Below are 13,006 nucleotides of genomic sequence, written 5' to 3'. Positions count from 1 at the left end.
AAGACGGCGGAGAGCGCCGGAGGGCGGGCCGGTGAGGGACCCGCCCTGCAAGGCCCACCGCCAGGGACCTGCCCTACAAGGCCCACCGCCAGGGACCTGCCCTACAAGGCCCACCAGCAGTACAGGCGGAGACGTCCCGAGGAGGCGCGTGCTGCCAGAGCGGACAGTTGGGCCAGCACCTCCCGGGCGCCGTCGGCGGTGATGCCGTACGCCTGTAGCTCGTCCGTCTCGGCCCATGTGCCCGCGGCCTCGGCCAGGCCGTCGCGCGAGGCGGCGGCCAAGGCGTCCCGCAGGGTGTCGGACAGGCTGATGACGAACGCGCTCTCGTGTTCGGGAGGGGAGACGAGGCGGCCGGCGCGCGGGCTCGCCGACGCCTCGTCGTAGGTGCGGCCGGTGAGGATCGCTTCGAGGGAGGCCATCGTCACGATCGGATCGACTCCCTTGAGGGGAACTGTGTCGAACCCCGAAGATCCGGGCCCACCGAGCTGGTCGAGAGCGCCGACAGCCGTGTCGTCACCGGAAGCTGAGAAGTAGTCGTACAGAGGCATGCCACGATCCTGGCACCCGGCACTGACAACCGCCGGTGCGGCGGCATCGGCTCTCACGCGGTCCCACGGCTCCGGCCTCGGCCCGGGTCAGTGCTTGACGTCGTAGACCAGCTTCACGATTCCGTTGGAGTAGGTCTCCGACTCGCGCAGTGCCAGCATCTGCTTGTCGCGGTCGGTCCGGCCGAACAGGCTCTTGCCCGCGCCGAGCAGCACGGGGAACACGAGCAGGTTGTACTGGTCGATCAGGCCCGCGTCCGACAGGCGTCCGGCGAGCTCCGCGCTTCCGTGGATGAAGAGCGCCCCGCCCTCGCTCTCCTTCAGCGCGGCGACGTCCTCGGTGGAGCGCAGGATGGTCGTCGGTCCCCAGCCCTCGACGAGGGCGTCATCGGACAGCGTGGACGACACCACGTACTTGGGCAGGTCCTTGTAGGCGGCGTGGTCCTCCGAGCCCGGCCACACCGCGGCGAACGCCTCGTAGCTGCGCCGCCCGAACACCAGCGCGGTGGTGTCGGCGAGCTCCTCGCCCTTCAACGCCCACGCCTCGGGGACGAAGTCGAGGTCCTTGACCACCCAACCGCCGCTGCGGTGTCCCTCTTCCGGCCCACCGGGCGAGTCCACCACGCCGTCGAGCGACATGAAACCGGTGTAGACCAACTTGCGCATGATGCTGTCTCCTCAAGACTGAACGAACCACTGGGGCAACAGTAGAACGCGCGGCCGAGGCCGTCTTGGACAGAAACGACAACGCGTTCGGCATGCGACGACCAGGTGGGCCTCCGCCCCGTCCGCAAGGGCGGTTCCTCACCCGCGCCGAGGGGGCGCGGCTGCTTCCCAGGCCGCTTCGATCATGTGGAAGATCTCGTCCACCGCGGCCTGCGGGTCGGCGGCCTCGCGGGCCAGCGAGTAGGCGTCGACCGCGAACCTGGCGATCGCCCGGCACGCCGTCGCGGTCTGCGGCAGTTCGGGATCGGCGGCGAGGGCCGCCGCGAGCGATTCCGCGTGGCGCAGCCTCATCGACTCCTCGTACTCCCGCAGGGCCGGTGACGTCGCGATCATGCGCCAGACCGGATCCGCGCTGTCCGCGGCGCAGTGCCGGACCAGGGCGTGGATCTCGCGCCGCAACGCGGGGACGACCGATTCGTGCGGTGCCCGGTCGGTGACGGCCCGGACGAGGCCCTGTTCGAAGGTCTGGTCCTGCTCGAACACCAGGGCCTCTTTGGAGGCGAAGTGGGAGAAGAGCGTGGTGACGGCGACGTCGGCCTCGGCGGCCACGTCGCGGATGCCCACCGCGTCGTAGCCGCGGTCCAGGAAGAGCCGCAGGGCGGTGTCGGCGATCTTCTGTCGGGTCGCGGCCTTCTTGCGCTCGCGGCGTCCGGTGGGCGCGGTCATGCGGCGAAGCTACCAGATGCGAAACTGCATCCGTTACTTAAAGCTATCCGTTGTGAAACACTAACCGTTAGTCCTATGGTCGGTGCCATGAGAAAAGTGAGCTTCGCCGAGTTCGGCGGTCCGGACGTCCTGCAACTCATTGACGCCGAAGAGCCCCATGCGGGCCCCGGCCAGGTGCGCGTCTCCGTGCGGGCGGCGGGGGTGAACCCCGTCGACTGGAGGATCAGGGAAGGGCAGTTCCAGAAGGTCCGTCCGGTCGAGCTGCCCTCGGGGGTCGGGCAGGACGCGGCCGGAGTGGTGGACGAGGTCGGCGAGGGCGTCGTCGGGATCGAGGCCGGCGACCGCGTGTTCGGGCGGGGCGCGAGCACCTACGCCGAATTCGCCGTGCTGTCGGCCTGGTCCCGCATGCCCGAAGGCATGGCGTTCGAGGAGGCGGCCGGGTACCCATCCGTGGTGGAGACCGCGCTGCGCGTGATGCGGGAGGTCGGCGTGGAGCCCGGTGGGACGCTGCTGGTCAGCGGGGCGTCCGGGGGAGTCGGTTCGGCGGTGTTGCAGATCGCCCGCGACCGGGGCATCACGGTGATCGGTACGGCGGGCGCCGCCAATCAGGAGTACCTGCGCGGCCTGGGGGCCATCGCCACGACGTACGGCGAGGGCTGGGTCGAGCGGGTGCGGCGCGTCGGCCGGGTCGACGCGGCCCTCGACCTGGCCGGCTCGGGGGTGATCCGCGAACTCGTCGGGCTGACCGGAGACCCCCGGAAGGTGGTGTCCATCGCCGATCTCGGCGCGCCCGAATTCGGTGTCCGCTTCTCCGGCGTCACCGGGGACGTGCCGAAGGCCCTCGCCGAGGCGGCCGACCTCGTCGCGCGGGGCGCGCTCCGCATTCCGGTCGAGAAGACGTACGCGCTCACCGAAGCCGCGAAGGCGCACATCGACAGCCGCGCCGGTCACACGCGCGGGCGCCGGGTCATCGTCGTCTGAACCGTTTGCCGCACCGCCTCGTGCGGGGCCGCGGGCCGCTGAGTGGGCGGCCCGCGGCAGGGCGCCACGACCGCCGCGCGGATCGCGCGGGAGCGCGCGGGGCCCGCGCTTCCTCCGCGCCCTGGACGGGCGTTGCGGGTATTGACAGGTACAGACCATTAGCGCTTCACTCGCCGGGACCCACCGATCGGCAGGACAGTCCCTCTTCCCTCCCTCTCCCCCGCAGGAGCCGAGAATGAGAAGAAGCCGCATCGCTGCCCTACCCCTGTCGGCCTTCGCCCTGGCCGTGGCCGCCGTCATGGGCACCGCCCCCGCCTCCGGTGCGGCTCCCGCGGCCGCCACGCCCTGTGACACCGCACCCGCCTGGAGGGCCGGGGCCTGGTACACGGCGGGCACGGTCGTGAAGTACACCGACGGCCGCTACTACGTCGCCGAGCACGACAATCCCGGTTACGACCCGCTGATCAGCACCTGGTACTGGGATCCGTACACCTGTCAGGGGGGCCAGCAGCCCGGCCCCTTCCTCGTCAGCGAAGCGCAGTTCCGGCAGATGTTCCCGAACCGGAACGGCTTCTACACGTACAGCGGCCTGGTCGCCGCGCTCGGCGCCTACCCGGGCTTCGCCAACACCGGAAGCGACACGGTCAAGCGCCAGGAGGCGGCCGCCTTCCTCGCCAACGTCGACCACGAGACCGGCGGCCTGGTGCACGTCGTCGAGCAGAACACCGCCAACTACCCCACGTACTGCGACTGGAGCCGGCCCTACGGGTGCCCGGCGGGACAGGCTGCCTACTACGGGCGCGGCCCCATCCAGCTCAGCTGGAACTTCAACTACAAGGCCGCGGGCGACGCGCTCGGCATCGACCTGCTGAACAACCCCTGGCTCGTGCAGAACGACCCGGCCGTGGCCTGGAAGACGGCACTCTGGTACTGGAACACCCAGCGCGGCCCCGGCACCATGACCCCGCACGACGCGATGGTCAACAGCCGGGGGTTCGGCGAGACGATCCGCAGCATCAACGGCGCGCAGGAGTGCGACGGCCGCAACCCCGCCCAGGTCCAGAGCCGGGTGAACAGCTACCAGCGCTTCACGCAGATCCTCGGTACGACCCCGGGCGCCAACCTGACCTGCTGAGTTCTAGGGGGCCGCCGTCTTTGTGCGCACCGTGTCGAGGAAGGCGGCGGCCGCGGGGGACAAGGAGCCCCGGCGGCTGACGAGGCCGATGCGCAAGGCGGTCGCGGGCTCGATGTCCAGGACCTCGGCCCCCGCCCGGCGTGCCAGGTCCCGCCAGGACTCGGTCACCACCGCGAGCCCGACACCCGCGAGCACCAGCGGCAGCAGCGCGGCCCGGTGCTCGGTCTCCGCCGCCACGGTGAAGGCCACGCCCCGCTCGCGCAGGGAGTCGACGTAGGCCCGCATGCCCGTTCCCGGCTGTCCCACGATCAGCCGCTCGCCCGCCAGCTCCCCGCACTCCACGCCCGTACGGCCGCTGAAGGGGCCACCCGGCGGGGCCAGCAGCACGAACCGCTGCCGACCCAGTTCGAGGGACGAGACCTCCTTCTGCGGCAGCGGGCCGTGCGACGCGGCCAGCCCCAACTCCACGGCACCCGTGCGCACGGCCTCGATCACGTCACGGCTGGTGGACACCGCCTTCACGCCCACCACCACACCGGGATGGCGGCGGCTGAAGGCGCGGATCAGCGTGGTGAGCGGTTCGATCGCCTGGGACGGCATCGAGGCCACGTCCAGCCGCCCCGACCGCAGCTCGTGCACGGCCGCGACGCTCGCCCGCGCCGTCTGCAGGCTGCGCACGGCCGCACGGGCCGGTTCGATCAGGGCCCTGCCCGCCTCGGTGAGCACGGCCCGTCGGCCGATCCGGTGGAAGAGCTCGGACCCCAGGTCGCGTTCGAGCGCGCGGACGGCCTGGGAGAGCGACGGCTGGGACACGTACAGCGTGCCCGCCGCCCGGTGGAAGCCCCCGGTGTCGACGATCGCCAGGAAGTACGTGAGCTGGCGGACGTCCATCGATTCTCCCCGGGCGGGCGTGGCCACGTGCGGCAAGGAGCATATGCGGCCCACTGGACCACCGTGCCATCGCGCCGCCGCACCACCGCGCAGGCCCGGCGCCCGCCCCGGCGCGTGCTCTCGCGCCCGACCCGGGGGCCAACACCGGGTGAACCGTACGAATCCTCGCCAACTCCCTTGGAAACAGGCGTGGATCGGTTATGGTGCGGAACATACCGAAGTGCGTGCCGGTGTCCGGCAGCCTCGGCGGGGGAGACGACGTGGACCATTCCGCTACCGCGCACACCTACGGCCACCGCACACGTCTCGACAACATCTCAGTCCTGGCCGCTGTCATGGAGGTGGGATCGGAAGAGGCGTGGAACGAGGCCGTCGACCTCTGCCGCGACCGGTTCCATCCGAGCCTCCTCTCGGAGCTGGACTACCGTGCCCGGCACGCCACCCCGGAGCAGGGCAGGGAACTGCTGGGGCACATCTCGGTGACCCTCTCCGTACTGACGGCGGGGGAGAACCTGCGGCTGCGCGCCGAGGACGGCGCGATCACCCCGCAGGCCGTCGACGGCGCCGCCGAGGCCTACGTGCGTGCGATGTCCGAGGGGAAGGGCAGCTCGATGGCCCTCCACATCCGTACGGCGCGTGACGTGCTCGGCGCCTCGTTCGGCACGCTGCCCGGCAACGGCCGACGGATCGACCGGTTGCGCGCGGACCTGCGTGCCTCGGTGGAGGCGTGCGGGGACGGGGAGCTCCTCGGCTCGATCGTCTCCGAATTCCTGTGGAACCTGCATCTGCTGCTCATGGACGGGCCGTACACGCGGCTCCCCCTGATGGGCCTCGCGTTCGCGCCCGACGGGAAGTGGGGCGGCCTTCCCATGTCCATCCTGCCGTCGGGGCGGTTCGCCTCCTTCGAGGGCCTAGCCCGGTACGTGACGATGCTGCGGGGTTTCGCCGTGGGACTGGCCGAGGGCGAAGTGGCCCACGGTGCGGCGGCCGTCGAGGACCTCGCCGACGTCCTGGAAGCGGTGGACCTCGCCCGCATGCCCGCGGACTCGAAGGAGCGCTGGCCGGTGGGGGCCGGACCGTGCGTGAACTGCGCCATGCACTTCTCCTCGCGGAGCCCCCTGGCCCTCGACCAGTACAGCCCCAGCATCTCGGAGGGCAACGGGACCCTCTACTTCAGGGACTCGCTGAACCGCGCGCAGTGCGTCTTCTGCGGCACGAGCGCCCGGCTGGACACGCCCGGACTGCTCTACTGGCAGGACCGGGGCGCCGTCTACTACCGCGTGCCGAGGCCTTCCCACATGGGGCGCGAAGAAGCCGAGGAGTTCTACCGGGAGGCCGTCTCGGGCCTGCGCGAGGAGTACCGCTCGCAGCTCTCCGCACAGGAGGCCGAGAAGTTCGACGCGGCGATCGAGATCGTCACCCACGGGTGGGGGGAATGGATCCGTACGGTCCACATGGGGGACGTCATCTGGGAGGACCACGTGCTGAACCTGGTCGAGACCGGACCCGAGTCCGGGATCGTCGTCGACGTGACCAAGAACTTCATGCAGGAGGTGACCGGACGCGAGTACCTGGAGTGGCGCGGGGGCGGGCCAGGACAGGGGGAGCGCCCACAGGGCGAGGACGACCCCTACGCCCCGGACGCCCCGGACGTCCCTCCCCGCATGCCCGGTTCACCCGGTACGCCCGGACGCGGTGCCGCGTCGCGGATCTCCCGGCTGTTCCGCCGGGGCAGAAGCGGCTAGCGCCCGACGCGCGCCAGGGGATCGGGGGCTGAGGTGACGTCACTCGTCGGGTTCCTCACCGCTGACGCGGGCGTCTTCGCGGCCGTCGTCGCCGCGATCGGACTGCTCGCCGCGGTCGTCGCCCTGCTGCGCCCCTCCCTGGACGCGCGGCGGAAGAAGGCCGAGGACACCGCGAGGCTGGAGATCGCCGCGCTGCACCTCAGCGGCCCCGCGGAGTGGAGCACCGCGCACGAGCTGAGCTTCACCGTGTCCAACGCGGGCGGCCGACCGGCCGTCCTCGTGTCCCTGGAACTGTTCGTGGAGTCGTTCGCGCCCAGCGGGACGCTCCACCGCACCATCACGGCGGCGCCGGTCGAGGTCTATCAGCACAGGGTCGAACTCTCCCCGGGAAAGGCGCGCGTCGACGTCCGCGCGAGGTCCTTCAGCAGCCAGGTCAAGCCCCTGAACTTCGAGAAGGGCGAGACGGCGGCCTTCGTGGTCAAACTGGTCTCCCGCCTGCCGCAGGTCTACCGGCTGCGCGTGGAGGCGGAGTGGTACGACGTGGGGGAGCCCCAGGCGAAGCAGTGGTCGTACGCGCCCTACGTCGACGTGGACTTCCCCCGGTGCGGGCCGCAACCGTAGCCCGCCACCTCATGCCGTCGGCGTGATGACGTCATGGCGGTATTGGTCTTGGACGCCTCAACGCGCTCTGCATAGCGTCGAGTTGTTCGCACACACAGATCGCGACGAGGGGATTTCACCATGAGGAAGAACAGCGCGCGCCCTGTGCTCGGGAAGTTCGCGGCCCTGTCGCTGGCCACCGCCGCGGTCGGTGCCTTCGCAGTGGGCAGCGCCGACGCCGACACCTCGGACAGGGGCCGGGTCGAAGTCGTGGAACTCCAGCTCCAGGGGCTTCAGTACGAGGCCGTCGACCTCGGCGCGACAGGGCCGACCTTGGGGGACATGAGCGTCTACTCCGGTACTGCCGTGGAGAACGGCCGGGAGGTCGGGCACGGTGCCGGGACGTCCCACGTCGTGCGCGTCGAAGGCGGAAAGACCATGTCGCAGGTCGTGATCACCATAGAGATCGGGCGCGGCACCCTGACCATGCAGGCGCTGCGCACGGGCGAAGGGAGTTCGCTCGACATGGCCATCACCGGCGGCACGGGCGCCTTCAAGGACGCCCGGGGCACCGCGCGCTACTCGGACATCGCCACCCCGCAGGAGAAGGTGCGCGCCGAGATCCTGCACTGAGAGAGAGGGGCGGGGCGGCGCGTACGGCGCCGAGGCCGGGACGGTCGCATCGCGTTCACGTCCGCTCCCGGCGGACGGTGAAGGCGCCTGCCGCGGCGGCCAGCACCGCCGCCGACGCGGCCTGCTCGGGGAGCCGCGGGTCGGGGGCGGAGCGCAGGAGCACCAGCCGGTGGTAGACCGGCGCCGTGGCGGCGACCAGCAGGCCTTGTGCGTCCGTCTCCCGCGCGGGGAGTTCGCCGCGCTCGACGGCGCGCTCCACGAGGACCGCGCACTGGGCGTACCGGTCCGCCCACAGCCGTGTCTGGGCCTGCGAGGCCCGTTCCGAGTGGAACGAGGCGGCCATCAGTGCGACGGCGAACGACGGCCGTACGACGAGGGATTCCTGGATCTCCTGGTTGAGGGCCGTCAGATCGCCGAGCAGGGAGCCGGTGTCCGGCGGCCGCCAGTCGGTCTCGCCCGCGGCTTCGATGACGTCGACGAGCAGGCCGCCCACGTCACGCCAGCGCCGGTACACCGTGGCGCGGTGCACTCCCGCGCGGGCCGCGACGCCCTCCACCGTGAGTCCGTCGTGGCCGTTCTCGGCGAGTTCGGCGCGCACCGCGTCGAGGACCTGGGCGCGGACGCGGGCCGTGCGGCCGCCCGGACGACTGCCGGGTGACGTGACTGAGGTGCCTGCCGGGTCCGTCATCGACGACTCCCCATCCGGTTGATCGACATGGCTGTACTGTGCCAGCATCTTAAAACGACAGTTGTCGCTCTAGTGGTTCAGCCGAGAGGAACTCCCCTTCCCGTGACGCCCGTTCCCGCCGATCCCTCCGTGCTCCACCCGATGCCCGAGCACCCGCGCGTCGTCCTGCTCAAACCGTTGGTGAAGTCCCCGCTGATCGAGGTCGGGGAGTACTCGTACTACGACGACCCGGACGATCCGACCGCGTTCGAGACGCGCAACGTGCTCTACCACTACGGTCCGGAGAAGCTGATCATCGGCAAGTACTGTGCGCTGGGCACGGGCACGCGGTTCATCATGAACGGCGCCAACCACCGCATGGACGGCCCTTCCACGTTTCCCTTCCCCACCATGGGCGGCTCGTGGGCCGAGCACTTCGACCTGCTGACCGGCCTGCCGAACAGGGGCGACACCGTGGTCGGCAACGACGTCTGGTTCGGCCACGGCACGACGGTCATGCCCGGCGTGCGCATCGGCCACGGCGCGATCGTCGCGTCCGGCGCCGTGGTCACCGCCGACGTACCCGACTACGGGATCGTCGGCGGCAACCCGGCAGGTCTCATCCGCACCCGCTACGACGACGCGGGCATCGCCCGGCTCCTCGCCGTGGCCTGGTGGGACTGGCCCGTACAGCACGTCACCGAGCACGTGCGGACCATCATGTCGGGGACCGTCACCGACCTGGAGCGGGCCGCCGCACAGCTCGAAAGGCCCTGACGCCGCCCCTCCGGCGCGTTTCCCGTCGGGACCGTGTCGGCCGCGCACGTCGTTGAACCGGCGGCAACCCGTCCGTGGACGACCTCGCTCGAACGCGAGTGCACACCTTGCGCGGCCGCCGGTCCCTGTCCCCAAGCTTGCGAGCACCCGGGGCCCGCTCACCCTACCCGCCGCCGATGCGGTTCGAAAAGGCAGGTGAAAACCCCTTGCCCAATGGTCAAGAAACGTTGACCATTGGGCGCATGCCTACCGACGATCTTTCCGAGACGTTCCACGTCACCACGGACGAGCAGCTGCGCGCCGTCTCCAACCTCACCCGTCACCGGATCATGGCCGTGCTCCGCTTCGAGCCGGCGACGATCACGCAGATCGCCGAGCGGGTGGGCCTGGCGAAGGGAAGCTCCAGCTACCACGTGCGGCTGCTCGAACGCGCCGGCCTGGTGAAGGTGGTGCGGACGCGGAAGGTGCGGGGAGTCACCGAGCGGTACTACGCGATGGCCGCACGGGCGATCGTCCTGCCGGAGACGGGAACGGGGCAGCCGGACGTGCTGATGCGGCACATGGTGGCGGACCTGGAAGCGGTACCGGCGGACAGCGAACGACACGTACGGATGGCACACCTGCGCCTCACCGAAGAGCAGTTCGCCGAGCTGGGGGAGCGGCTGCAGGCACTGGCCGACGAGTACCGGGAACTGTCCGACCCGTCACTCCCCGACGTCTCGCTCGCCTTCGCGCTGTTCCGCCCGGCACCGCGCGGAGAGGCGGAGGGGGACGCCAAGTGACCTCGGAAACAGGCAAGTTGCCGACCGGGTTCGGACGGCTGTGGACCGCGCAGACGGTGTCCTCGCTCGGCGACGGAGTGATGCACGCCGCGCTTCCCCTGCTCGCGCTGACCCTGACGCGGGACCCGATGGCGCTCGCCGTCGTCACGGCGGCCGGGACACTGCCGTGGCTGCTCTTCGGGGTGCTCGGCGGCGCGCTGGTGGACCGCTGGGACCGCCGCCGCACGATGTGGGTCGCGGACGCGGCGCGTGCGGCGCTGCTCGCCGTACCGGCGGCCGCCGCCGCGCTCGACGTACTGAGCATCCCGCTCCTCGCGGCCGTCGCCTTCCTGCTCGGCCTCGGCGGACTCTTCTTCGACACGGCCGCCACGGCCTACCTGCCGGACCTGCTGGGCCGCGATCCCGCACTGTTGGAGCGCGCCAACTCCCGCCTGCGCGGCACCCAGACCGCCGCGTCCGGCTTCGCGGGACCGCCGGCGGGCAGCGCGCTGCTCGCACTCGGGCGGGCGGTTCCGCTGCTCGCGGACGCCGTGTCCTTCGCGCTCTCCGCACTGCTCGTACGGTCCCTGCCCAGCACGCCCCGGCCCGCACCGCAGGCCCGCGAGTCGCTGCTCGGCCAGGCGAGGGCCGGAGCCGCGTACGTCTTCCGGGACCGGCTGCTGCTCGGGCTCGCGCTCCGTCCGGCGGTCGGGAACGTCGCCTTCCTCGCCGTGGAGACCGTGCTCGCCCTCTTCGCGCACGAACGCCTCGGCATCGGCACCTTCGGCTACGGCCTGCTCCTCACCGCGGAGGCCACCGGCGGCCTGCTCGGCGCGGCCATCGCCTCCTTCCTCGGCCGACGACTCGGCACCGGCACCGCACTGACCTGCACGGCAGCGGTCGAAGGCCTCGCCATCCTGGGCCTCGCCACCGCCCCGAACGCATACGTCGCCGCACTCGCGCTCGCCGTCTGCGGAGCGGGCATGGGCGCCACGATGGTGCTCGGCCCCTCCCTCCGCCAAGCGATCGTCCCCGCCCGCCTGATGGGCCGGGTCGCCTCCACTTCCCGCATGCTCGCCATGTGCGCCGCCCCGTTCGGCGCCTTCCTCGGCGGCTGGCTGGCCACCACCCACGACATACGCACCCCCCTCTACACCGCCGCCGGCCTCCTCCTCGTCATGACCGCGGTCACGGCGACCATGACCAGCAACCGCCGGGTCGAGGCGGCCCTGCGCGCCGCCGCGCCGACCGACGTCCCTGACCAGCCGCAGCCCGCGCCCTCGGCCCGGGAGGAATCGGCCGAACTGCGGTGACGCGTACGGAAGGCACCGGACCGTCGCATCCGTACGGTCGCGGCGCCTTCCGCGCAGCCGGGCAGAGCGCCTTCGTCCGCGCCCCGCCCAGCCGCCCCACGCGCGTCAGAGGACGTTCAGGTCGACCGCGTCGGCCATCGCCTTGTACCCGGCGTCCTTGAGGTGGATCCCGTCGAACGGGAAGACGTACTCCTCCCTGATCCTCTCAGGGTGCTCCGGGTCGGCCACCGCCCGGTCGAAGTCCACCACCCCGTCGCACGCGCCGCTCGTCCGGATCCACCGGTTGACCTCGACGCGGAGCTTCTCGCCCGCCGCGTTCCAGTAGGGGAACGCCCCGTACGGCGGCAGCGTGCCGCCCAGGACGCGCACCCCCCGTGCGTGGGCCTGTCCGATGAGCCGCCGGTGCCCCGCGATGATCTGCGCCGCCGTGACCTTCGTCGTGGGCAGCGTGCAGAGGTCGTCGGGCATCGCGGGCTGCACGATGTCGTTGGTGCCCGCCAGGACGATCACCGTCCCCACGTCGGTGCGGTCCAGCGCGTCGCGTCCGAACCGGTCCAGCGCGCTCTCGCCGGAGCAGACCGAGTCCGTGAGCACCTTGTTGCCGCCGATGCCCGCGTTGAGCACGGGACGCGGAGCACCGGACCGCGCGAGGCGGTCGGCGAGCGCGTCCGGGTAGCGGTGGTCCGCGTCCGGCGTCGAGCCGACGCCGTCCGTGAGGGAGTCACCGAACGCGACGACCGCGTTCCGGGACCGCGACGGTCGCGCGCCGCCCTTCACGTCCACCCCGGCCAGGTAGTACCAGGACGCGCTCGACCGCCCCGCGAACGCGTCCTGGGACGCGTCGCGCAGGTGGTTCCCCGAGGCCCGGTAGGAGGTGGTGAGCGCGGCGTTGTGGAAGGTCGCCGGGCCCGTGGCGCCCCGGAAGTAGAAGGTGACCGTGAGCCGTTCGAAGGCCCGGACCCGCAGCGCGACCGGGTCGCTGGACGACTCCCCGCCCGCGGGGACCGTGACGGACCCACCACCGTGGAACCTCACCTCGCGCACCGTCTCGGGCCGAACGGCCGCGCCCCCCGCGCTGCGCGCGACGGTCGCCCCGGTCAGCCGGAGCGGAGCCGTCCCGTAGGCGTTGGAGACCCGGACGCGCAGCGAGGTGCCGTCCGAACCGACGCGGACTACCTGGCGCACGGAGTGGTTGTCGAAACCGTCCGTCGACCAGTTGGGGTTCCACGAGGTGTCGGCGGGCGCGTGCTGGGACGAGGCCCAGGCGCTGCGCCAGGGGGCGGGCCGGGCGGACGCGGTGGCGGGAGCGGAGACCACGGTGGCGGTCAGTGCGATGCCGAGGGCGATGGTTTTGGCGTTCATGCCCGACTGACCCGCCCCGGCAGCGGAGTGTGACAGGCGGCCGATGGATGTGGGGTACGGCGGGGCGAAACGGTTCTCCGCAGAGTTCGCCGTCAGCGGCGCACGGACGCGGGTGCGCTCGCGTCCTGCGACGGGTTCGGGGAGGTCGGGATGGGGCATGATGCGGCTGGAAATTCCGATCCGGGGCCTGTTCGGAGGGCGTCC

At 71.6% G+C, this 13,006-nt stretch carries 14 protein-coding genes; 8 read left to right on the top strand and 6 right to left on the bottom strand.

All coding sequences use genetic code 11. The annotated features are described in order from the left end of the window. Nucleotides 1-101: 101 nt before the first annotated feature. From ACIBNE_RS23695 to ACIBNE_RS23685, 3 genes are all read right to left on the bottom strand, one after another. Nucleotides 102-425 (bottom strand): hypothetical protein, encoded by a 324-nt coding sequence (locus tag ACIBNE_RS23695; protein WP_399274608.1) that lies wholly within the window; start codon nucleotides 423-425, stop codon nucleotides 102-104. Nucleotides 426-635: 210 nt separating this feature from the next. After that, entirely contained in the window at nucleotides 636-1,211 is a 576-nt protein-coding gene (locus tag ACIBNE_RS23690) for a dihydrofolate reductase family protein (RefSeq protein WP_399274606.1), read from the bottom strand. 138 nt (nucleotides 1,212-1,349) lie between these two features. After that, on the bottom strand, nucleotides 1,350-1,937 hold the full coding sequence (locus tag ACIBNE_RS23685) for a TetR/AcrR family transcriptional regulator (protein WP_399274604.1): 588 nt from the start codon (nucleotides 1,935-1,937) through the stop codon (nucleotides 1,350-1,352). A gap of 87 nt (nucleotides 1,938-2,024) precedes the next feature. On the opposite strand from ACIBNE_RS23685, the gene ACIBNE_RS23680 reads away from it, so the two are divergent. Then, nucleotides 2,025-2,918: an NADP-dependent oxidoreductase gene (locus ACIBNE_RS23680; RefSeq protein ID WP_399274603.1), complete on the top strand. Its 894-nt coding sequence runs from the start codon at nucleotides 2,025-2,027 to the stop codon at nucleotides 2,916-2,918. Between the two features lie 235 nt (nucleotides 2,919-3,153). Continuing rightward, entirely contained in the window at nucleotides 3,154-4,053 is a 900-nt protein-coding gene (locus ACIBNE_RS23675; RefSeq protein WP_399274601.1) for a glycoside hydrolase family 19 protein, read from the top strand. A gap of 3 nt (nucleotides 4,054-4,056) precedes the next feature. On the opposite strand, the gene ACIBNE_RS23670 is transcribed toward ACIBNE_RS23675, so the two are convergent. Next, complete coding sequence (locus ACIBNE_RS23670; protein ID WP_399274599.1) at nucleotides 4,057-4,944, bottom strand: LysR family transcriptional regulator; 888 nt, start codon at nucleotides 4,942-4,944, stop codon at nucleotides 4,057-4,059. 260 nt (nucleotides 4,945-5,204) lie between these two features. On the opposite strand from ACIBNE_RS23670, the gene ACIBNE_RS23665 reads away from it, so the two are divergent. The 3 genes from ACIBNE_RS23665 (at nucleotide 5,205) to ACIBNE_RS23655 (ending at nucleotide 7,922) form a co-directional block, all read left to right on the top strand. After that, nucleotides 5,205-6,689 (top strand): hypothetical protein, encoded by a 1,485-nt coding sequence (locus ACIBNE_RS23665; protein ID WP_399274597.1) that lies wholly within the window; start codon nucleotides 5,205-5,207, stop codon nucleotides 6,687-6,689. Between the two features lie 33 nt (nucleotides 6,690-6,722). Then, a complete protein-coding gene (locus tag ACIBNE_RS23660; RefSeq protein WP_399274595.1) occupies nucleotides 6,723-7,310 on the top strand; it encodes a hypothetical protein in 588 nt (195 codons plus the stop codon). Between the two features lie 120 nt (nucleotides 7,311-7,430). After that, complete coding sequence (locus ACIBNE_RS23655) at nucleotides 7,431-7,922, top strand: hypothetical protein (RefSeq protein WP_399274593.1); 492 nt, start codon at nucleotides 7,431-7,433, stop codon at nucleotides 7,920-7,922. Between the two features lie 55 nt (nucleotides 7,923-7,977). On the opposite strand, the gene ACIBNE_RS23650 is transcribed toward ACIBNE_RS23655, so the two are convergent. Further along, a complete protein-coding gene (locus ACIBNE_RS23650) occupies nucleotides 7,978-8,610 on the bottom strand; it encodes a TetR/AcrR family transcriptional regulator (RefSeq protein WP_399274591.1) in 633 nt (210 codons plus the stop codon). 141 nt (nucleotides 8,611-8,751) lie between these two features. Between ACIBNE_RS23650 and ACIBNE_RS23645 the strand changes: the two genes are divergently transcribed. The 3 genes from ACIBNE_RS23645 to ACIBNE_RS23635 all read left to right on the top strand — a co-directional run bounded on the left by ACIBNE_RS23645 (nucleotide 8,752) and on the right by ACIBNE_RS23635 (nucleotide 11,440). Further along, nucleotides 8,752-9,366 carry a CatB-related O-acetyltransferase gene (locus tag ACIBNE_RS23645; protein ID WP_399275413.1) on the top strand — a complete coding sequence of 205 codons (615 nt, stop codon included), beginning with the start codon at nucleotides 8,752-8,754 and terminating at the stop codon, nucleotides 9,364-9,366. 242 nt (nucleotides 9,367-9,608) lie between these two features. Beyond that, nucleotides 9,609-10,148: an ArsR/SmtB family transcription factor gene (locus ACIBNE_RS23640; protein ID WP_399274589.1), complete on the top strand. Its 540-nt coding sequence runs from the start codon at nucleotides 9,609-9,611 to the stop codon at nucleotides 10,146-10,148. Then, on the top strand, nucleotides 10,145-11,440 hold the full coding sequence (locus ACIBNE_RS23635; RefSeq protein WP_399274587.1) for an MFS transporter: 1,296 nt from the start codon (nucleotides 10,145-10,147) through the stop codon (nucleotides 11,438-11,440). The genes ACIBNE_RS23640 and ACIBNE_RS23635 overlap by 4 nt, the downstream gene beginning before the upstream one ends. Before the next feature lie 105 nt (nucleotides 11,441-11,545). Here the strand turns inward: ACIBNE_RS23635 and ACIBNE_RS23630 are convergent, their stop codons facing one another. Continuing rightward, nucleotides 11,546-12,802: an SGNH/GDSL hydrolase family protein gene (locus ACIBNE_RS23630; protein WP_399274585.1), complete on the bottom strand. Its 1,257-nt coding sequence runs from the start codon at nucleotides 12,800-12,802 to the stop codon at nucleotides 11,546-11,548. Nucleotides 12,803-13,006: the final 204 nt, after the last annotated feature.

It is taken from the genome of Streptomyces sp. NPDC050504 (genome assembly GCF_044458065.1).
GTDB lineage: Bacteria > Actinomycetota > Actinomycetes > Streptomycetales > Streptomycetaceae > Streptomyces.
The sequence above is the reverse complement of the archived record's forward strand: the minus strand, read 5'-3'. Positions and strand labels throughout refer to the sequence as shown.

What these genes read in the sequence shown, in the direction of transcription:
- ACIBNE_RS23690 (WP_399274606.1), bottom strand. Translation starts at nt 1,211, where the DNA reads ATGCGCAAGTTGGTCTACACCGGTTTCATGTCGCTCGACGGCGTGGTG.
- ACIBNE_RS23685 (WP_399274604.1), bottom strand. Translation starts at nt 1,937, where the DNA reads ATGACCGCGCCCACCGGACGCCGCGAGCGCAAGAAGGCCGCGACCCGA.
- ACIBNE_RS23655 (WP_399274593.1), top strand. Translation starts at nt 7,431, where the DNA reads ATGAGGAAGAACAGCGCGCGCCCTGTGCTCGGGAAGTTCGCGGCCCTG.
- ACIBNE_RS23670 (WP_399274599.1), bottom strand. Translation starts at nt 4,944, where the DNA reads ATGGACGTCCGCCAGCTCACGTACTTCCTGGCGATCGTCGACACCGGG.
- ACIBNE_RS23630 (WP_399274585.1), bottom strand. Translation starts at nt 12,802, where the DNA reads ATGAACGCCAAAACCATCGCCCTCGGCATCGCACTGACCGCCACCGTG.
- ACIBNE_RS23645 (WP_399275413.1), top strand. Translation starts at nt 8,752, where the DNA reads ATGCCCGAGCACCCGCGCGTCGTCCTGCTCAAACCGTTGGTGAAGTCC.
- ACIBNE_RS23650 (WP_399274591.1), bottom strand. Translation starts at nt 8,610, where the DNA reads ATGACGGACCCGGCAGGCACCTCAGTCACGTCACCCGGCAGTCGTCCG.
- ACIBNE_RS23640 (WP_399274589.1), top strand. Translation starts at nt 9,609, where the DNA reads ATGCCTACCGACGATCTTTCCGAGACGTTCCACGTCACCACGGACGAG.
- ACIBNE_RS23675 (WP_399274601.1), top strand. Translation starts at nt 3,154, where the DNA reads ATGAGAAGAAGCCGCATCGCTGCCCTACCCCTGTCGGCCTTCGCCCTG.
- ACIBNE_RS23680 (WP_399274603.1), top strand. Translation starts at nt 2,025, where the DNA reads ATGAGAAAAGTGAGCTTCGCCGAGTTCGGCGGTCCGGACGTCCTGCAA.